The sequence below is a fragment of the Streptomyces sp. ICC1 genome (assembly GCF_003287935.1).
In the GTDB taxonomy this organism is placed as follows: domain Bacteria; phylum Actinomycetota; class Actinomycetes; order Streptomycetales; family Streptomycetaceae; genus Streptomyces; species Streptomyces tritrimontium.
This window is the reverse complement of record NZ_CP030287.1, coordinates 684,000-701,399: the sequence shown is the minus strand read 5'-3', so window position 1 is coordinate 701,399 and position 17,400 is coordinate 684,000. Positions and strand designations below refer to the sequence as shown.

Here is a 17,400-nt window from a genome sequence, read left to right as displayed (position 1 = left end):
ATCGTTCAACGCACCGCGGGGGCGGTACAGCCACAGCCTAAAGCCAGCCGCCCGGAGCGGAGGGTCACCTTGCCAAACCCTCGGGCCTTCCCTGGGCCACCGTCCGCGTCAAGGTCAGCTCGGCCCAGACGACGAGGCGGTGACTGTGTCCCCATTCCGGGTCGCAAGTGGTCAGGGTCAGGTACCGGCCGGGTCCGGTGAAGGGCGAGCGGCTCGGCACCGGGTCCACGACCCCGAACTCGTCGGGCAGCACGCGCAGGGCCTCGCGCCGGACGGTGTACGTGTACCAGGTGGTCGCGTCCTTGAGGATGACGGCGTCGCCGGGGCGCAGCTCCGGGACGTCCTTGAAGGGGTCGCCGTAGGTGCGGCGGTGGCCGGCCACCGCGAAGTTGCCCTCCCCGCCGAGCCGGGCCGAGCCGGCGTAGTGGCCCAGGCCCTTCTTCAGCAGGTCGGTGCCCGTGCCCTCCAGGACCGGCTTGTTCCACCCCGGGCCGAAGCGCGGGACGTACATCTCGGCGAAGGCCTGGTTCGGGGGGTATCCGGTGGGTGGGTGTGCGGGCCGCCTTCGTCTACTTGTTGATCTTGGCGAGCAGGAGGTTGGGGTCCTTCTGGGTTGTGTAGGCGGCGCTGGGCACGTAGGCGGTTCCCTTGCGCACGGCTACGGAAGTGGGGTTCGACAGGCCGTCGGCCTCGGTGAGTACGACCTTGTGCTTGCCGCCGGAGGTCACGAAGGAGACTTCGTTGGCGGGGTTGCGGGCGATGAGGAAGTCGTCGCGGTGCCCGGTGAAGGTGAAGTCGTCAAGGCCGGTGCCGAGCCCGGCTGCTTTGGTCTGGATGGGGCCGGCGGAGCCGTGCCCTCGGAGGGGAATGCGTACGACGGTTCCGCGGTCGTAGTTGCTGACCCAGACGGCGCCGTGGTGGACCTTGATGCCGTTGGCGCCGATGAATCCGGCCGGGTTCAGGTCGGTGCCCTTCGCCCACTCGGCGGGTGTTCCGCCGTGTACCGGGACGCGCCAGATGGTGCCGAGCGCGGAGTCGGCGGAGTAGAGGGTGCCGGTGTGGGGGTCGAGGGCCAGGCCGTTGGGCAGGCCGTCGGCCGGCAGGGCCGCGATCCGTTCGGGTGTGCCTCCGGGGACGAGCCGCCAGATGCCGGTCAGGTCGGCGGTGCCGGTGGCGTAGCTGACGTACAGGGTTCCGTCGTGGTCCCTGACGATGCCGCCGAGCAGCGGGGTCCCGACCGCGGGCGTGGTGGCGCCGGCGGGGCGCTCGGGGAGCGTGGCCAGGATCTGGGTGTGGCCGTCGAGGCCGATCCGGGCGATCTGCCGGCCGCCGGTGAGGGTGACGTCGGCGGAGCCGTCGGGCTCAAGGGTGATGTTCTCCGGCATCTGTCCCTTGGTGATGTCGAGGTGCACCAGGACGCGGGGGTCCGACAAAGGCGGTGCGACGGCTGCGGCCGGGACGGCGGACGCGAATAGGGCCAGGCCGACGGCGGCGGCACTGAGGGCGGCCGCGTGGGCGAGACGGGCTGAGCGGATCAAGGTGTCTCCTGTGTGTGGGTGTTCAGCGGAAGCCGGGCGCCGACCCGGGGCGTTCGGCAGGTTTTCGTCATGACAAGCACGGCCCGCCCGTGGGGTGTCCTGCCAGGAGGTCACCCGGACGGATTCCGCCCGGTCGGCGGACAGCAGCCTGGACCAGTGCCAACGGCGTCTGCGGACGGAAGGACAACCCGGGATGTGCACGGGTGGTTCGCGGCCGTGGGTCTTGATGGGGTACGTCAGAGACGGGTGTATCGGTGCCACATGGAGCGCGGTGAGGTATCGGGCGGGTCTGCCGGGCGCCAGTTGTCTGCGAGGAGTGCGGTCAGGTCGTCGCGGTTGATTCCGGCGGGCACGGCGATGCTCGCGCGCCGGGCGGGTGCGGCGCGTACGAGAAGGGTGGCGCCGGGAGCGGCGAGTGTGTCGACGGTGTGTGCCCAGCCGGGCCGGTCGGCGGCGGCGATTCCGTGCAGGCAGCCGTTGTCGAGGATGAGCCCGACCGTGGCGGCCGTCCGCCGTCCGGAAGTGATCTCCTCGGCCCGTGTGACGTCGGCGACGAGCCAGTCGACGGTGCCGTCGGGATCCAGGCGGCGTGCGGCGGTGATGGCGGCGGGAATGTAGTCGATGGCGGTGACCTGCCAGCCGTGTGCGGCCAGATAGCGGGCCTGTTCGCCGGTACCGCAGCCGAGGTCCACAGTCCGGCCCGCCGGCAAGGCCTCGGGGCCCACTACAAGATCCTGCACAGCGGTGGGAATGTCGGTGTGCTGCCAGGGGAGGGTACCGAGCCGGTACAGCAGCCGGTAGGTGCGCTTCATGACAACCGTCCAATGTTCGGTGGCTCCGTGTCCCTGACCCGCGCCGGGGTGGGCCTGGCCGCCTGCGGGGGGAAACGCCGCGGTGTGGATGAACGGCGAGCCACGGGGGCCTTTCGCGTGGCTCGCCGTCAGGACCGGGGCTGCGGCCCCGGCGGCGGGGTGCGGACTCAGCGGGGCGGCAGCAGCGGGGCGAGGACTTCGCGCGGTGTGGTGGTGCCGTGCTCGATGGCTGCGCCGTCTTCGAACGCCACGTGACCGGAGGCGATGCCGGAGTACATCTCCCCGTAGAGTTCCGCGGCCTGCTGGGGGAATCCCATCCCGATGAATGCGGCGGCCGCGTCTTCGGCCGGGGCGGGGGCAAGGGGTACCGGCTTGCCCAGGAGGTCGGACAGTGCCGAAGCAACGTCCTGGGGTGAGTACCGCTCAGGTCCGCCAACCGACCTGACCCGCAGGCCCTGGGCCGGGTGGAGGAGGGAGTCGGCGACGAAGGCGCCGATGTCGGCGGTGGCGATCGTGTCCATCGCCGTGTCGGGCGCCAGGAACGCGGGCAGCACGCCGTGCTCGAGCGCGACGGGCAGAACCGGGGCCCAGTTCTCCAGGAAGTACGCGGCCCGCACCAGCGTGAGGTTCCGTGCGACCGGCTTCAGCGCCTCCTCGGCCCAGTGGACGGTGACGATCGGGCCGGTCCCGGAGTCGTGCTGCGCGCCCATGGAGGAGAGGAGCACGGTGTGCGCCACTGCGCTGTCCTTGACCGCGGTGGCGAGGGAGGCGATGAGCTCCCGGCTCGCTTGGAGGAAGTCGGGCACGGAGAAGTTCGGCGGGACCATCAAGAACGCCCCGGCCGCGCCGGTGAGCACGTTGGTCAGGGCCGCGGTGTCGGTCAGGTCCAGCACCGCGGCCTCGGCGCCTTGATCGCGCCACTGCTGGGCCTTCTCCTGGGTGCGGACGATGACGGTGACCGGCTTGCCAGCCTTGATCAGGGCGTGAGCGGCGGCTGATCCGACGTTGCCGGTGGCTCCTGCGATGACATACATGGGGTGTTCCTCTTGTCGGTTCTGCATGTGGGGGGGTGGGGGGATGTGTCTCGGTTTGGGTCCCGCAATCCAGACGGTAGGCGGGCACCGTTGCGGCCGCCTGTTCAGTCGAAGCTGGGTGCGGCGGTGCGGGAGCGTTTGAGCTCGTAGAAGCCGGGGGTGGCTGCGACCAGCAGCGTGCCGTCCCAGAGCCTGGCCGCGGCCTCGCCCCGGGGGGCCGGGGTGACGATCGGGCCGAAGAAGGCGATCTGCTCGCCGTCCGCCCCGGGGACCGCGATGACCGGGGTGCCGACGTCCTGGCCGACCTTGTCTATGCCTGCCTTGTGGGAGGCGCGCACCTCGGCGTCGTAGGTGTCCTTGTCCGCGTAATAGATCAGGTCCGCGGGCAAGCCGACGTCGTCGAGCGCGCCCGCGATCGCCTCGATGGTCGCGCCCTCGCCCCGGTTGTGGATACGGGTTCCGAGCGCGGTGTAAAGGTCACCGACGGCCTCGGCGCCGTGCAGCTCCCTGGCCGCGGTCACCACGCGCACCGGGCGCCAGCCTGTGGGGCCGAGCAGCTCTCGGTACTGCTCGGGGAGCTCGTCGAGCTTGTCCTCGTTGAGAACGGCGAGGCTCATCACGTTCCAGCGGACCTCGATGTCGCGCACCTTCTCGACCTCGGACATCCAGCGGGACGTCATCCAAGCCCAGGGGCACAGCGGGTCGAACCAGAAGTCGACGGGGGTCTTTTCGTTCTCGGACATGTCTTTCCTTCAGCGTCGGGGGTATCAGTGCTCGGCGGGCAGCCGGCGCGGGTGGAACCACAGCAGCGCGCCGATGAAGAGCACCGGGGCGAAGGCCGCAGTGGTCACCTGGCTCAAGGTCAGGCTGCCTGCCGCCAGGTAGCCGAGGGTCGCTATCCAGTCGATGGCCTGGATGACGATCATCGTGTTGATCCAGCCGACCCGTTCGCGTGGTGCCCGCGCTGCGTGGAACATGCCGTAGGCGTAGCCGAGGAATCGGGCGGCCATCATCGCGAACAGTCAGTTCGCCCACGACGGCGCCGCCGGGCCCAGGCCCATCAGGTCGGCGGTCATACCGGGTGCCACCAGGAACGATGCCCCCAGCAGCAGCTGGAAGACTCCGGTGATGATCAGGGTGACGCGTAGCGCGCGCATGAGTGGTGTTCCGTTCGTGACGTTGGATGACGATCAGGCGTCAATGAATATACAGATAAATCATTGCCGCTCACAACGATAGTATGACATAACCGTGGGGGCTGCTAACGTTGACACGTGAACAACAAGCAGCCCGACCGGCGCATCGTCAGCACGGCCCTCTTGCTCTCCAAGCTGGGATCCGCGATGGAGCGGCGCTTGGCCGTCGCTCTGGACGCGATGGAGTTGCGTACCAAGCACATGGGCGCACTGACCGTGCTGTGCGCCCACGGCGCGATCTCACAACAGGCCCTCGCCGAGAAGCTCGGAGTCGACGCCAGCGCCGTCGTCGCCATCGTCGATGACCTTGAACGCGACCGGCTGGCTAGCCGGGAACGAGACCCGCAGGACAGGCGTCGCTACGCGGTTCACGTCACGCAGGCCGGCCGGGAGACCCTGGCCCGCGCGTCCGAACTGGTCGTCCAGGTCGACGATGCCGTGTTCGCCGGCCTCAGCAGCCGCGAGCGAGAGCAGTTGCTGGCGCTGCTCCTGCGTGTGGCGGAGTCCGACCCGGACCTCGACCGCCTGATTCGCTCGGGTGCCATGACGGAACCACCGGCCGACCAGCACGCTCACCCGTCGCGACGCAGCTGAACCGACCGGCCGGACCCGTGTTTCGCGGCGCCCACGTGACATGACGGCCGGGCCCTCAGCACACCTGCGACCAACCGCACGACGAAAACGGCCCGCCGATCCAACAGGCCGGGTCGTTTTCGGTAGGGGACCTCTACATCAACGGCAGCGGCGGGGCCTTCGACATCAACACCAAGTCGCGCACCGCCCGCGGGCGCGCCGTTCCCATCCCGGCGAACTTCGCGAGCTTCAACGGGACCGACTTCGCGAGCGACCTGAACCGGGACGGACCTGGGGATGGCGGTGAGAATCGTGGGATTCAGCCGGATGTGGGGTGCCTTGAGGATCTACTGCTCGTAGAGGGCGTCGTACGCACCCCGAGCGGTGTCGGACTGTCGGGTGTCCTGAGCCACGGCCCATTGGCGTGTCGCCCGATCGACGGCGATGGTGGTCCACAACCCGCCGCCGTCCTCGTCGCTGAGGTGGATCAGCAGCGTGTGGGCGTCGTGCTCGACGCGCAGCCGATGCCGCGGATTCGTCTGCTCGTGGAGACCTCGCACGGCACTGCCACCAGTGCTGTCCGCGGCGATGAACGAGGTCCACCGCTGCCGGCCGGAAGGCCGGACGGGTCTGGCGTCACCTGCTGGATGCCGTGCCACGGCCACACCTTTCTGGTAAGGATGCGCCGGATGATGCAACCGAGGTCTGCATCACAGGCTGACCAAGCAGCCAGGATAGGCGCCACGTATGCCTCAAAACTGGTAAATTCCGCTCGGCTGCAGACGGATCATCCCATTTGCGTCACATATCGGAAGGTCATTCGACCTCCTAGACCAACCCCGATGCCGCCCTTCCCCGTGGAGCCCGCCGGGTCGACCGCCCCGACAGCCCGGCTCCGGGCTCGTCCACGGTCACGGTCCGCGGCGGCCGGTGTCCGCGCTCGTTGAGCTGGGCGAGTTCGTGTTCGTAGTCGACGGCGATGGCGCCGTAGTAGGTGACCACCTGGCTGCGGGCCGCGGAGATGTGCGCCAGCACCTCGGCGTCGACCTCGCGGCCGGCGCCGCGCAGTTCGTCCACGGCCAGGTCCACTACTGGGACCCTCCCAGGCGAAGCCGGATGCGACCTGACGAGACAGGTCGCATCCGGTCGGCGCATGCGCTGAGTGTGGTCAGAGGGTGGTGATGACCTGGTCGGCGGTCAGGCGCGGCAGGCGCGGGAACCAGGCGTCCGGGCCGGGGTGGCCGATGTTGACGACGACCAGGGAGTGGTGGCGTCCGTCGGCGAAGAATTCCTTGTCCACGCCGGCCGCATCGAAGCCGGTCATGGGTCCCGCGGCGAGTCCTGCGGCGCGGATGCCGAGGATGACGTAACCGACCTGGATGAGCGCGTTGAACCGGGCGGAGTCGGCGCGCATCTCATCGTCGGCGAACATGTCCTTGGCTCCGGGGAAGTGGGGGAAGAGCGCCGGCAGGTGCTCGTGGAACGCTGTGTCAGCGGCAAGAATCGCGACCATCGGGGCTCCGGCGGTCTTCTTCCGGTTTCCCTCGGCGAGGTGCGGGGCGAGGCGGGCGCGGCTTTCCCGCGTCTCCAGGACGAGCATGCGCAGCGGCTGCTGGTTCATGGCGGTGGGCGCGTATTGCACCAGGTCGTAGACAGCTTCCAGCTGTGCCGCGGTGACTGGCGCGTCCGTGAAGGTGTTGGCCGTACGGGCCTCGCGGAACAGCAGGTCCTGGGCGGCCATGTCGAGGGTGAGCAGCTCGGTGCGGTCGGACGTGGCGGTGGTCATCGATGAGTTCTCCTCGGGAGGCGGCGCCTGGCCGCGCGCTTCGGCGGACAACCGCTGACTGCTCTCGCAGTATCTGCGGTTGCAGATGAATCTAGACCGCCCGGCAGGCCTCCCCGAGGGTCCTCGGACCCTGATCCTGTAGCCGACCGTCCCTTACTCCGCCGGGCCTCAGTCCCGCCCGGCGCTGTTCCACCGGTCGAGGCGGACGAGCGCAGACGTCATCACCCGGCGCTCCTCCTCGGTGAGCGGATCCAGCAGGTATCCGTGCAACCGCGGCGCATGCACGGCAAGCGCCTCCCGCAGTAGCGCCTCGCCCTTCTTGGTGACGGACACCCTCACCGCCCGGCGGTCGTCCGGATCGGGGCCGCGGACCAGCAGGCCGTCACGCTCCATCCGATCGACGAATCGGGTGAACCCCCCCGAGCTGAATGCCATCTCCTCGGCCAGCACCGTCATACGGGCCGCCCCTCCGGGATGCCGCGCCAAGCGCAGCAGCACCTCGAACTGCTCGCGGTTTACCCCTGCCTCGGCAAGGTCCCTCACCGCCCGAGACAGGACGACATGTGTCGCTCGCAGCATCTGCCCGAGCAGGATCACAGCCTCATCGTCGAGCAGCCCATCAAAACGGTCATCCATGCCCACCATGCTCACATGGCGCAAAGCCGGTGCCCGCCCCGGCCGCGTGATCGCCGGAGGGAAGGTGCTTTCGGTCACTATCGCGTTATGGGAATGAAACTCGACAGTGCGATGGGCCTCAATCTGGAGGGCATCCGCGACGGGAACATCCACGAGGCCGTTGTGCGCGGCGAGCCGGCACTTGCCGTCAACGAACTCAGCATCCCGCGGTCTGAGGAACGGGCCACACAGGGCCGTTCGGCTGCCGGCGGGTGACCAAAGACCTCTTCACCGCGGACCGGGCCGATCGTAAATTTTCCTTGCGTCCGCAGATATTGCGAGCGCAGGCATATTGTGAATCTCGGATCGCCTGACGGGCTCTGCTACTTCGGGCCTGCGCCCGCAGCAGACGGGTGCGGACGTTCGGATCACGCACACAACTCCACGGAGGACCCCCATGACGCAGTCCACTCCGTCCACGGCCGGAAAGATCACCACGCAGAACTACGGTGGCACCACCATCCACACCTACACCAGCCCCGAGGACAGCCTGCTGGCCAACACGCAGATCGTGGAGACCTCGGCGGGCCTGGTGATCTTCGACGCCAACCTGTTCACCAAGTACGCCGGCGAGATCGCCGACTACGCCCAGAGTCTGGGCAGTCCGGTCGAGCGCATCGTGCTGTCACACATCCACCCCGACCACTGGTCCGGTCTGGGAGTACTCCACGAACGCTTCCCGGACGCGCCGATCTACGCCTTCCCGGAGGTGACTTCGTACATCGCGGCCAACGGGCAGGCCATCCTGGACTCGCGTAACGAGTTCTTCCACGGGGCCGCCGCCGCGACACCCACCCTTCCGACGCATGAACTCTCCGAAGAAGCCACCGAGATCGGTGGCGTGACCTTCATCTTCGAGAAGGTGCTGGAGGGTGAGGCCGAATGGGGGACAGTCGTCAAGATGCCCGACCAGCACGTGCTGATGGCCTTCGACACGGTGGCCTCGCCGAACACCCACATGTTCACCGTGGACGGCAACTTCGAATCGTGGATCGGCCACCTGATGGACTTCCAGGAGCTGCCCGAGCAGGGCTACACCACCATCCTGGTGGGACACGGACAGACCACGGACTTCGACGTCCTGGACGACAACATCGCCTACCTGCGCAGCGCGAGCGCCACGCACCAGGCGTCGAAGACGCCGGAGGAATTCGCCACCCGGGTCAAGGCCGAATACCCGTCCTACTACACCGGTTCGTGGGTTGACTTCATCTCGCTCATGCTCTATGGAGTCATCAACCCCTGACCGGTTGCGGATGCTCGTGCCGGTCCACACCGGGCTGGCCAAGCCGATCCGGCGAGCTGCTGTGGACTCAGCACGTCGATGAGGGCGGCGTAGGCGCCCCGCGTGTCGCTGGGGCGGGTACGCCGGCGGACCAGGCCGGTCTTCTCCAGCTGCGTGATCTGGTAGGTCAGCCCGCTCTTGGCGGTGTGCAGGGCACCGGCGAGCCCGGTCGTACGTATCTCGCCGCTCTCGGCGTCGGCCAGCCGGACCAGAACCTCGAACGGCACATGACGGCCCCGCCTCGTCCTTGAGCTGCTGCTCGACGCGCCGGTTCACCAGGGCCCCCTGGTGGCCAGGAAGCTCTTCCAGGCCCGCATCTCGTCCTCATTCAGCCACGCCGCCGCAACCATGACATCCACCGTACCAACCAGTTGTTCAAATTTGAACCATCCACGCCAGTGAATGTCGTTCAAATTCGAACTAAATGCCTGGCTGACCAGAGCGGAGCCGCCCCATGAACGGGATTCCCACCACCGACCTCCCCCGCGCGGAGATACGCACGCGGGTCACCGTGCCGCTGCGCTTCGGCGACGGGTACGCGGTCGAGGCCGAGATGATGACCTTCCGCGGTCTGGTCGACGGCCGGGAGCACCTCGCCCTCGCCCTTGGCGCCCCCGCGCCCGGCAGCGCGCCGCTGGTGCGGCTGCACTCCGAGTGCCTGACCGGGGATGTCTTCGGCTCCGCCCGCTGTGACTGCGGCCCCCAGCTGCGCGAAGCCGTCGAGCGCATCGCCGCCACCGGCGGATACCTGCTCTACCTCCGCCAGGAGGGCCGCGGCATCGGCCTGTACAACAAGCTCGACGCCTACGCCCTGCAGGACCAGGGCCTGGACACCTACGAGGCGAACACCGCCCTGGGCCTGCCCGAGGACGCCCGCGACTACACCGCCGCCGCCCAGATCCTCACCGCCCTCGGCGCGCAGTCACTGGACCTGCTCTCCAACAATCCCGACAAGGCCGCCCAGCTGACCGCCCTCGGCATCCGGGTGCGAGACCGCGTGCGCACCGGTGTCCACGTCACCGGCGACAACCTGCGCTACCTGCACGCCAAGGCCGACCACACCCACCACACCATCGACCTGGACCGCCTGCCCGCACAGGTGGCTCAGGCACGCTGTGGCGCCTGAACCCGGCAGCGTCGACCGCCGCTCGCCCCGTACGAGGAGGACGCACATGACCACGCAGGCCTCCGGTCGCATGCCGAGTCTCTACCTGAGCCACGGCGGCCCCAACCTGCTGGAGGATGCCCACTGGCCCGGTCAGCTGGCAGCCTGGTCCGACCAGATGCCGCGGCCCAAGGCCATCCTCATGGTGTCCGCGCACTGGGAGGAGGCCCCGCTCGCCCTCGGCGCCACCACCACCGTCCCGCTGATCTACGACTTCTGGGGCTTCCCCGAGCACTACTACCGGCTGCGCTACCCCGCCCCCGGAGCCCCCGAGCTGGCCGACACCGTCCGCAAGCTCCTGCGCGCCCCGGGCATGCCCGTGGCGGACCTGCCTGAGCGCGGCCTGGACCACGGCGCGTACATCCCGCTGATGCACATGCACCCCGAGGCGGACGTCCCGGTACTGCAGATATCCCTGCCGAGCCTGGACACCACCAAGCTGATGGACATCGGACGCAGGCTCGCCCCGCTGCGCGACGAGGGCTACCTGATCATCAACAGCGGATCCTTCACCCACAACCTGCGCGCCCTGAACCCCGGAAACAAGGCCCCGGCCGTGATGGCCGAGTTCGACGACTGGGGCAGACGCGCCATCGACGCCGGCGACGTGGACGCCCTCCTCGACTTCCAGCACAAGGCCCCCGGCGCCACATTCACCCACCCGCGCGTAGAGCACTTCGTACCGCTCGCCGTCACGCTCGGCACCGCAGAGGACCAACTGGACTCCCGCCGTCAGGTCATCGATGGCACCTGGCTGGGCCTGTCCAAGCGGTCCGTCCAGTACGGCTGACCCCCCGCCCCGCACCGCGCGATACCACGGCCCACACCTTGCACGCCTCACAACACAGGAGTCTGCGATGCCCTCATCCATCGCCCATGTCGCAACTGACGCCGCCGCACGTTACGCCAAGCAACTGGCCTCCCACCTCGGCCGGAAGATACCGGCCGAGACACTCCCGGACGGCGCGATCAAGCTCAACTTCCCCTTCGGTCACGGCGTCCTCACCCCGCAGCCCACCGAGCTCGTCCTGCTCGCCACCGCGGACGACACCCACGCCCTGGAGCAGGTACAGGACGTACTGGGCCGTCACCTCGAACGCTTCGGGCAGCGCAACGAGCTCACCGTCACCTGGCAGAGCGAGAGCACGCCCGGGCAGGCCGGTTGACCACCAGCCCGGCGAAAGCGCCGAACGGGGGCTGCCACAGTGCGGCGCTCGCCACGACAAGGAAGACGGCCATGCCCCGCCCCCACGTTCTGCTGAGTGTCGCCACTTCACTCGACGGATACATCGACGACACGCAACCCGAGCGCCTCCTGCTGAGCAACAGGGAAGACTTCGACCGTGTCGACCAGGTCCGCGCCGAGTCCGACGCGATCCTCATCGGCGCCGGCACCATCCGAAATGACAACCCCCGCCTGCTGGTCAACAGCGAGCAGCGCCGGAAAGAACGCATCGCCCGGGGCCGCCCCGAGCACCCCCTGAAGGTCACGGTCTCCGGCAGCGGTGACCTGGACCCGCAGGCACGGTTCTGGCACCACGGCGGAGCGAAGATCGCCTACACGACCGACGAGGGAGCGGGAAGGGTGCGGGCCCGGCTCGGCGGGCTTGGCGAAGTCGTCTCCCTCGGCCCCACCGTCGACTTCGCCGCACTCCTGGACGACCTGGGGGAACGCGGCGTCGACCGGCTCATGGCCGAAGGCGGCAGCCGCATCCACGCCACCCTCCTCTCCCAGGGTCTGGCCGACGAGATCCAACTCGCCATCGCACCCCTCCTGGTCGGCGATCCGCAAGCACCGCGCTTCCTCGGCCCAGCCAGCCACCCCCACGGACAAGGCCACCGCATGACGCTCGCAGAGACCAGGACCGTCGGCGACATGGTGCTGCTGCGCTACCTGCCCCAACAGGAAGACCCCCGTTGAACCCCAATCTCCCCTGGACAGACATCGACTACCAGTGGATGCATCAGAGCCATCGAACTCTCCCACCACTGCCCGCCGTCGAAGGGAGCCTTCAGTGTCGGCGCGGTCATCGTCGATGAGGGCGGGCAGGAAATCGCCCACGGCTTCTCCCGCCAAGGCGGCGACCCGCTCGTACACGCGGAGGAAGCCGCGCCGGCACGCGTCTCAATTACCGCAACGAAAGCATCGGCGAGGACGGGAGCGGCGGTCAAGGCCCGGGATCCGCAAAGTGGGCTCCAGGCTGACCTTCCGCCATCCCGGAGCCGTCCCGGTGTCGCCGACCGGTCGGCACCTACACCGCATCTCCGCCTCCCCGGCCGGACCGCTGCCGGGGCCACCGTCGGGGCTGCCGTCCGGATCGCCGCCGGGCACCCGGGCGGGAAAGAGCATCCTCGCCACCGAGCGGTAGTGGCGGATATGACGCAGGGACACCACGACCGCGGCTTTCCAGCGGCTCAAGCGTGGCGGGGAGGAGCACGGAGAGGTGCGGAAGAGGCCGGCCGGACCCTGACTGACCGTTGGGATGAGTGGGCATTCAAGCTCGGGCTGTGGGCGACTCCCGCTGTCATGGGCATCTATGGCTTCACCTGGTATCCCACGGCGAAAGACGAACAAGGACACCAGATCCGGGTCGGGGAAAAACTGGCCCATCCTCGTCGACCCGGACACCCGGGCATGCCCGGTCGTGTAGGGGCCGAGATGGCCGCACACAGAGGCACGTCAGGCGTTCGCTGACCCTCCCCTCGTAGCGTAGAGACCATGACCGGAGGGGAGGTCAGTCCGGCGCAGCCGGAAGGGTTCGGGGTTCTTCGGGCGCTCAAGGAGGAGGACCTTGTCCTCGCGATTCCCTGCGGGCGTGTATCGGAGGGTGCGGGCGCTCCTGTCGCCGTACGCCGCGCTTCGCCCGCCTCGGTCCGCGGCTACCTCGGCGTACACGCCGAAGAGCAAGGGTGCGAGCGAGGACGACTCCACCCGCAGTCGCCCCCTGCTGAGTCTCGGGCCGCCCGCGTCCGGGGCGCCGATCGCGACGCGGCCATCCCAGCTTGCTGGTCACCCGACGCGTCCCCGACCACACTTCGGAACCGGAGTACCCAAGGCCACAACCGGCCTGGTGCTCAGGTTCGCTTCTCCGCCTGGATTCGTGCCACGTAGGCGGCGGCCTGGGAGCGACGCTCCATGCGCAGCTTGGAGAGCAGGCTGGAGACGTAGTTCTTGATGGTCTTCTCCGCCAGGTGGAGCCGCTCGCCGATCATGCGGTTCGTCAGCCCCTCGCCGATCAGGTCGAGGATCTTCCGCTCCTGCTCGGTGAGGTTGGACAGGCGGTCGTCGCCTTTGCCGCTCTTGCCTCCGCGCAGCCGCTCCAGCACCCGCGCGGTGGCCACGGGATCAAGCAGCGACTTGCCGGCCGCCACGTCCCGTACGGCCTTGAGCAGCTCATTGCCGCGGATCGCCTTCAGTACGTAACCCGAGGCGCCCGCCATGATCGCGTCGAACAGCGCCTCGTCGTCGGCGAACGAGGTCAGCATCAGACACTTGATGTCCTCGTTCTGGGAGCGCACCTCGCGGCACACCTCCACGCCGCTGCCGTCCGGCAGGCGCACGTCCAGCACCGCCACATCGGGCCGCGTCGCCGGGATCCGCACGAGCGCGTCAGCAGCCGTAGCCGCCTCACCCACGACCTCGATGTCGTCTTCACTGGTGAGCAGCTCATAGACACCTCGCCGGACCACTTCATGGTCATCCAGGAGGAATACGGAGATTTTTCCAGCTGTGCCCACAGATAAAGCTTCGCACACTCATCCTCTGCTTGAATGCCCACCGGCCATGGCGCTGCCGGCGAGGGGCCTCGGCACTGGACGAGGAGGTAGGCGTCGAACGTGCGTGCGCCAAGGACCCTACGGGTGTGCGCGAGGGTCTTGAGTATTGCTCTCGGCTTTTACGAGGCGAGGCGGCACGCACCCCGCGGGGGAGCCTCATCCTCGGTGGGCACGTTCAGGCGAGTTCGTAGAGGCTGGTCCAGTCAAGCGCTTCGACTGCCTCGCGTTGCACCCCGTCTGCGGCCGCCTGCGCGGCCGTCACCGCATCTCCTAGCGTCAGCACGAGATGGTCGTAGATCGGGTGATCGTATGAAGTGCTGGTGGTGTGGGCTGGGCTGCTCATAGCTACACGCCCCTTTGCAGTAGTAATGTCAGTCGCTGTCGGGTTCTGGACTGACGCATGCGTTGCGCTGCTCCGGTTCCGCACTGTAAGCCGGTGATCGAGGCCAATGTCAAGCGAGACAGGGATGCGGGAAGCGTCTTGGTGACATAAGCCAAGGTTGAGTTGAATCCTTCATGTGGAGGCCCAAACCTCGGCATGGCGTTTGTCACTGCAATGGTCGATGCTATCGGCGCCGATTGAACCGTGGCCAGTTTGTTGCGCTGCCCGCGCCGGGGCCGGATGCTGACCCACCCCCAGAGTGAGCTCGCCGGGCGGCTGGCCGAGCAGGCGGCGTTGCCTTCGCGCAGCCACATCGCCAGACACTCCGACGTGGTCGCGCACCACGCCGCGAGCGGATGGAACCCGAACGTCTTCTTGAACGTGGCCGATGCCCGCTCCTTCTTCGACGCGGCGGTGATGATCGTGGCGTCGAGGTCGATGACCACCCAGTTGTGCAGCCGCTTCCCGGCGATGGTCAGCCAGGGGAAACCACTCAGCCGCAGATGCAGCAGTGACCACACGTGGCGGCGCACCCGCGCCCGCACCTTGGCGATCTTCGCCAGCGCCTCGGCGTCCACCGCGGCCAGCGCGCGGTACATCGTGGAGTCGGACACCGCCGACCCGAACAGCCCCCGGTGGTGGTCCTGGACCGCCTCCGCGTCGGACAGGTTCACCGCCCCGAGCGCGATCGCGACGGCCAGCTGGACCACGGTCACCGCACGGTCACGCCAGTCGGCACCGCTGCCCACGGGCAGCACCTCAGCAAGTCCGGCGGTCAGCCCCACCCGGTCAGCGAGCCGGCGTAACAACACCGCCCCGGCGTGCCCGATCAGCCCCCGGCCGTCCGCGGCCACGGTCAGCCGACGGTCCCACCCAGTAGTCTCTCTCACCAGAAAGGTGCCCCCTGATCCCTGCAGTGATGCGAACTCGAGACTCACATCGTTGCAGCTCAGGAGGCACCTTTCGCTGTTGATCAGTCAGATCGACCTACTCCGCTGAATACCCAGGGTTAACGAGCGGCGAACCAGGTGCCGAGTAACTCGCGAGTAGGCGGTCCGGCAAGAAGCGGGCTACCGATCGCGGCGTGCGGGCACTTCACCTGTCCGGCTGACCGGCCTGGTCCCGCGCCCGTAGGCTCCGCAGGCATGACCGTAACCGTCACCGCTCTGCCTACGGAGCAGCAACTACGCGCGCTCGCCGCATTCGCCGCTGAGCGGATGGAGGAGATCACAGCGTGTTGAAGCAGCGGGTCCCGGAGCTCGCGGACGAGTCCAGGATCGCTGATGCCGAGCTGATCCTGCGTGTTCCCGAGGTTCTGATCACCGCCGTCGACTGCTTCGCTCGCGTGTTGTTGGAGATGCTGGAGGGCCCGTTCTCCGATCGGGGGGCAGTTGGAAGGGCCTGGCGGAGCCTGCTGAACACCTGCTCCATCTAGCGTGAGCATGCCGCGCTGCCCGTCGGCCTCCGCGGCGTTTTCGCCACCGCTGAGCCTGCGACGGTCTGAACGGCGTGTGGTGCCGGTTCAGATGTGCCGCTCGATTCATGCGGCCTGGGTGGTGCCCGCATAGGTCTGGCCCCGGAGAGGTACGTCGCCGGGGCCCACGCCGAGACACGTTGATCGGACTGCGTATCGAGCCGAGCGGGATCCTGGCCGTCGGGCGGGGGGATGTACCGCCGGCCAGGCCCCCTGGCCCCTCCCCGTAACGTGCCCCCCGAATTACGCGGAATGCGGGTTCTCGGGTGGGTCGGGACCTGTCTGTGGCAGGCACGATGCGGCCATCCGGTGATCTTGAAGGAATCGCCCAGTTCGGTGGTGCCTTCGATGGTGGCGCCGAGCGCGCCGGAGGCTCCCGAGTTTCACCATTCGGCTCGATTGACAGGACCGCCCGGTGGTGATGACGGTGACCACGATGAAGCCGGTGAGGCCGAGTGCGCCGAGCGGGGCCTGGGCGTTGAGCTCTATCCGCTTGCAGGAGGCGGCCTGTTCGGCCGGGTCCCTGACGGTTGAGCAGGGCAGGGGTGTTCATCGGGCGTCCGGCCCCTCGTCGTTGCCCGCGAAGCGAGCTACGGGGGGCGAGTCGTCGGGGAGCCCGCTGCCGATGGCGGCCCCGGGCTTTCCCCTGCGGAAGACCGCGCAGGCCAGCGTGACCGCCGAGCCGGCCACTGCCCAGGCGGCGAGCACCAGCATGGGTCCGGCCGCGTCGTTGCCCTTGAAGTAGGCGATGGAGCGCGCGGCGTACGTGCCCGCGCCCGGGGGCAGGGCCGGGCCGATGGCCTTCCAGAACGGTGGGAGCAGGGGGTACGGGTAGGCGCCGCCTGCGCTCGGGTTGCCGAAGACGACGACGAGCAGGATCGTCAGGCCGATGCCGATCACGCCCGCGAGGCCCTGGAAGGCCAGGGTGATCGCGCCGACGGCGAAGACGATCAGGGTGCCGAGGCCCCACAGGCCCAGGATGCTGCCGGGCAGCGCGTCCAGGATCGGGTCGGCGATGACCGCGCCGAGCAGTCCGGCGGCAATCGCGTACGCGAGCAGCGTGCCGAGCCGGATGATGGCGCGGTGGGTGTTGGCGGGGCGTGCGCCGGCGCTGATCGCGAGGATCGCGGCGCACAGGTAGCCGCCGACGCACCAGCCGACGACTAGGTAGAAGGAGCTCAGTCCGCGTCCGTCGCCGGCGGCGGCCGGGGCCACGTCGGTGACCTGGACGGTGCGTCCCTGGCTCTTCTCGACCAGGCCGACGACCTCTTCGAGGGCCTGCGACAGGGAGGCTCCGGCGCCGCTCGCGATGAGCAGTTGGTCGGTTTTGCCGGCCGGGTCGATGACCAGCGCGCCGTCCACGTCCCGGTTCTGGATCTGCTGGATCGCCGTCGCCTCGTCCTTGACGGTGCGGGGATCGAGCGGTTTGCCGGGCAGCGCGGCGAGCTGTTTCGCGGACTGCTCGGCGAGGGGTGCGAGGGGGGCGGTCACGGCGATCGGGATCTCGCTGGGTTTGGGGTGGTGGAAGGCCCCGATGTAGGAGGTGATGAAGGCGAGCTGGAGGGCCAGCACCCCCAGGACCAGCAGGGCTGCCCGGGTGGTCACGGCGTCCTTGATCTCGGAGAGGAAACCGGCTGATGGGCGGGCTGTGGGCTGTGGGGTGTGCTCTGTCATACCCTCACACTCGGCGTGTCTGGGGCGGG

Annotated in this window: 23 protein-coding genes and 2 pseudogenes; 8 read left to right on the top strand and 17 right to left on the bottom strand. The window is 68.6% G+C overall.

Annotation, left to right across the window (positions count from 1 at the left end):
- Nucleotides 1-64: 64 nt before the first annotated feature.
- From DRB96_RS03280 to DRB96_RS45810, 7 genes and pseudogenes are all read right to left on the bottom strand, one after another.
- Nucleotides 65-526 (bottom strand): annotated as a pseudogene (locus DRB96_RS03280) (class E sortase); the annotation flags it as partial.
- Between the two features lie 43 nt (nucleotides 527-569).
- Nucleotides 570-1,538, bottom strand: coding sequence for a hypothetical protein (locus tag DRB96_RS03275; RefSeq protein ID WP_204357625.1), 969 nt, complete (start codon nucleotides 1,536-1,538; stop codon nucleotides 570-572).
- A 236-nt stretch (nucleotides 1,539-1,774) separates the two neighbouring features.
- Nucleotides 1,775-2,350 (bottom strand): methyltransferase, encoded by a 576-nt coding sequence (locus DRB96_RS03270; RefSeq protein WP_112446676.1) that lies wholly within the window; start codon nucleotides 2,348-2,350, stop codon nucleotides 1,775-1,777.
- A 167-nt stretch (nucleotides 2,351-2,517) separates the two neighbouring features.
- Nucleotides 2,518-3,384: an NmrA family NAD(P)-binding protein gene (locus DRB96_RS03265; protein ID WP_162688468.1), complete on the bottom strand. Its 867-nt coding sequence runs from the start codon at nucleotides 3,382-3,384 to the stop codon at nucleotides 2,518-2,520.
- A 104-nt stretch (nucleotides 3,385-3,488) separates the two neighbouring features.
- Complete coding sequence (locus tag DRB96_RS03260) at nucleotides 3,489-4,127, bottom strand: DsbA family protein (RefSeq protein WP_112446674.1); 639 nt, start codon at nucleotides 4,125-4,127, stop codon at nucleotides 3,489-3,491.
- Between the two features lie 24 nt (nucleotides 4,128-4,151).
- Entirely contained in the window at nucleotides 4,152-4,397 is a 246-nt protein-coding gene (locus DRB96_RS03255) for a hypothetical protein (RefSeq protein WP_112446673.1), read from the bottom strand.
- Nucleotides 4,398-4,406: 9 nt separating this feature from the next.
- Nucleotides 4,407-4,541 carry a hypothetical protein gene (locus DRB96_RS45810; RefSeq protein ID WP_275431879.1) on the bottom strand — a complete coding sequence of 45 codons (135 nt, stop codon included), beginning with the start codon at nucleotides 4,539-4,541 and terminating at the stop codon, nucleotides 4,407-4,409.
- A 117-nt stretch (nucleotides 4,542-4,658) separates the two neighbouring features.
- Between DRB96_RS45810 and DRB96_RS03250 the strand changes: the two genes are divergently transcribed.
- Nucleotides 4,659-5,174, top strand: a complete 516-nt coding sequence (locus DRB96_RS03250; RefSeq protein WP_112446672.1) for a MarR family transcriptional regulator — start codon at nucleotides 4,659-4,661, stop codon at nucleotides 5,172-5,174.
- Nucleotides 5,175-5,500: 326 nt separating this feature from the next.
- Here DRB96_RS03250 and DRB96_RS03245 read toward each other — a convergent pair whose 3' ends face one another.
- The 4 genes from DRB96_RS03245 to DRB96_RS03230 form a co-directional block, all read right to left on the bottom strand.
- On the bottom strand, nucleotides 5,501-5,713 hold the full coding sequence (locus DRB96_RS03245; RefSeq protein WP_112446671.1) for a hypothetical protein: 213 nt from the start codon (nucleotides 5,711-5,713) through the stop codon (nucleotides 5,501-5,503).
- Nucleotides 5,714-5,981: 268 nt separating this feature from the next.
- The gene (locus DRB96_RS03240; protein ID WP_112446670.1) at nucleotides 5,982-6,242 is read right to left on the bottom strand and encodes a hypothetical protein; all 261 of its coding nucleotides are present in this window, start codon (nucleotides 6,240-6,242) and stop codon (nucleotides 5,982-5,984) included.
- Nucleotides 6,243-6,321: 79 nt separating this feature from the next.
- The gene (locus tag DRB96_RS03235) at nucleotides 6,322-6,939 is read right to left on the bottom strand and encodes a malonic semialdehyde reductase (protein WP_112446669.1); all 618 of its coding nucleotides are present in this window, start codon (nucleotides 6,937-6,939) and stop codon (nucleotides 6,322-6,324) included.
- 168 nt (nucleotides 6,940-7,107) lie between these two features.
- Complete coding sequence (locus tag DRB96_RS03230; protein ID WP_204357624.1) at nucleotides 7,108-7,653, bottom strand: MarR family transcriptional regulator; 546 nt, start codon at nucleotides 7,651-7,653, stop codon at nucleotides 7,108-7,110.
- A 15-nt stretch (nucleotides 7,654-7,668) separates the two neighbouring features.
- Between DRB96_RS03230 and DRB96_RS42645 the strand changes: the two genes are divergently transcribed.
- Entirely contained in the window at nucleotides 7,669-7,830 is a 162-nt protein-coding gene (locus DRB96_RS42645; RefSeq protein WP_162688467.1) for a hypothetical protein, read from the top strand.
- Between the two features lie 181 nt (nucleotides 7,831-8,011).
- On the top strand, nucleotides 8,012-8,860 hold the full coding sequence (locus tag DRB96_RS03225) for an MBL fold metallo-hydrolase (protein ID WP_112446668.1): 849 nt from the start codon (nucleotides 8,012-8,014) through the stop codon (nucleotides 8,858-8,860).
- Here DRB96_RS03225 and DRB96_RS03220 read toward each other — a convergent pair.
- Entirely contained in the window at nucleotides 8,839-9,126 is a 288-nt protein-coding gene (locus tag DRB96_RS03220) for a MarR family transcriptional regulator (RefSeq protein WP_239516012.1), read from the bottom strand. The genes DRB96_RS03225 and DRB96_RS03220 overlap by 22 nt on opposite strands.
- A 45-nt stretch (nucleotides 9,127-9,171) precedes the next feature.
- Nucleotides 9,172-9,312: a hypothetical protein gene (locus DRB96_RS44245; protein WP_239516011.1), complete on the bottom strand. Its 141-nt coding sequence runs from the start codon at nucleotides 9,310-9,312 to the stop codon at nucleotides 9,172-9,174.
- A gap of 41 nt (nucleotides 9,313-9,353) precedes the next feature.
- Here DRB96_RS44245 and ribA point away from each other — a divergent pair, with 41 nt between their 5' ends.
- The 4 genes and pseudogenes from ribA to DRB96_RS44240 form a co-directional block, all read left to right on the top strand.
- Complete coding sequence (gene ribA / locus DRB96_RS03215; protein ID WP_112446667.1) at nucleotides 9,354-10,025, top strand: GTP cyclohydrolase II; 672 nt, start codon at nucleotides 9,354-9,356, stop codon at nucleotides 10,023-10,025.
- A gap of 46 nt (nucleotides 10,026-10,071) precedes the next feature.
- A complete protein-coding gene (locus DRB96_RS03210; protein WP_112446666.1) occupies nucleotides 10,072-10,854 on the top strand; it encodes a class III extradiol ring-cleavage dioxygenase in 783 nt (260 codons plus the stop codon).
- A gap of 67 nt (nucleotides 10,855-10,921) precedes the next feature.
- A complete protein-coding gene (locus DRB96_RS03205; RefSeq protein ID WP_112446665.1) occupies nucleotides 10,922-11,230 on the top strand; it encodes a DUF2218 domain-containing protein in 309 nt (102 codons plus the stop codon).
- 71 nt (nucleotides 11,231-11,301) lie between these two features.
- Nucleotides 11,302-12,189 (top strand): annotated as a pseudogene (locus tag DRB96_RS44240) (dihydrofolate reductase family protein); the annotation flags it as partial.
- Between the two features lie 950 nt (nucleotides 12,190-13,139).
- Here the strand turns inward: DRB96_RS44240 and DRB96_RS03190 are convergent.
- From DRB96_RS03190 to DRB96_RS44235, 3 genes are all read right to left on the bottom strand, one after another.
- Entirely contained in the window at nucleotides 13,140-13,802 is a 663-nt protein-coding gene (locus DRB96_RS03190) for a response regulator transcription factor (protein ID WP_112446663.1), read from the bottom strand.
- Nucleotides 13,803-14,016: 214 nt separating this feature from the next.
- Nucleotides 14,017-14,184 (bottom strand): hypothetical protein, encoded by a 168-nt coding sequence (locus DRB96_RS43655; protein ID WP_204357623.1) that lies wholly within the window; start codon nucleotides 14,182-14,184, stop codon nucleotides 14,017-14,019.
- Nucleotides 14,185-14,186: 2 nt separating this feature from the next.
- The gene (locus tag DRB96_RS44235; RefSeq protein WP_275432064.1) at nucleotides 14,187-15,113 is read right to left on the bottom strand and encodes a transposase; all 927 of its coding nucleotides are present in this window, start codon (nucleotides 15,111-15,113) and stop codon (nucleotides 14,187-14,189) included.
- A gap of 344 nt (nucleotides 15,114-15,457) precedes the next feature.
- On the opposite strand from DRB96_RS44235, the gene DRB96_RS03180 reads away from it, so the two are divergent.
- A complete protein-coding gene (locus tag DRB96_RS03180) occupies nucleotides 15,458-15,658 on the top strand; it encodes a hypothetical protein (protein WP_112446662.1) in 201 nt (66 codons plus the stop codon).
- 588 nt (nucleotides 15,659-16,246) lie between these two features.
- On the opposite strand, the gene DRB96_RS03175 is transcribed toward DRB96_RS03180, so the two are convergent.
- Nucleotides 16,247-17,371: a DUF3533 domain-containing protein gene (locus DRB96_RS03175; protein ID WP_112446661.1), complete on the bottom strand. Its 1,125-nt coding sequence runs from the start codon at nucleotides 17,369-17,371 to the stop codon at nucleotides 16,247-16,249.
- Nucleotides 17,372-17,400: the final 29 nt, after the last annotated feature.

Coding starts and splice junctions, on each gene's coding strand:
- DRB96_RS03270 (WP_112446676.1), bottom strand. CDS start 2,350: ATGAAGCGCACCTACCGGCTGCTGTACCGGCTCGGTACCCTCCCCTGG.
- DRB96_RS03265 (WP_162688468.1), bottom strand. CDS start 3,384: ATGTATGTCATCGCAGGAGCCACCGGCAACGTCGGATCAGCCGCCGCT.
- DRB96_RS03260 (WP_112446674.1), bottom strand. CDS start 4,127: ATGTCCGAGAACGAAAAGACCCCCGTCGACTTCTGGTTCGACCCGCTG.
- DRB96_RS03255 (WP_112446673.1), bottom strand. CDS start 4,397: ATGATGGCCGCCCGATTCCTCGGCTACGCCTACGGCATGTTCCACGCA.
- DRB96_RS45810 (WP_275431879.1), bottom strand. CDS start 4,541: ATGCGCGCGCTACGCGTCACCCTGATCATCACCGGAGTCTTCCAGCTG.
- DRB96_RS03235 (WP_112446669.1), bottom strand. CDS start 6,939: ATGACCACCGCCACGTCCGACCGCACCGAGCTGCTCACCCTCGACATG.
- DRB96_RS42645 (WP_162688467.1), top strand. CDS start 7,669: ATGAAACTCGACAGTGCGATGGGCCTCAATCTGGAGGGCATCCGCGAC.
- DRB96_RS03225 (WP_112446668.1), top strand. CDS start 8,012: ATGACGCAGTCCACTCCGTCCACGGCCGGAAAGATCACCACGCAGAAC.
- ribA (WP_112446667.1), top strand. CDS start 9,354: ATGAACGGGATTCCCACCACCGACCTCCCCCGCGCGGAGATACGCACG.
- DRB96_RS03210 (WP_112446666.1), top strand. CDS start 10,072: ATGACCACGCAGGCCTCCGGTCGCATGCCGAGTCTCTACCTGAGCCAC.
- DRB96_RS03205 (WP_112446665.1), top strand. CDS start 10,922: ATGCCCTCATCCATCGCCCATGTCGCAACTGACGCCGCCGCACGTTAC.
- DRB96_RS43655 (WP_204357623.1), bottom strand. CDS start 14,184: ATGAGCAGCCCAGCCCACACCACCAGCACTTCATACGATCACCCGATC.
- DRB96_RS03175 (WP_112446661.1), bottom strand. CDS start 17,371: ATGACAGAGCACACCCCACAGCCCACAGCCCGCCCATCAGCCGGTTTC.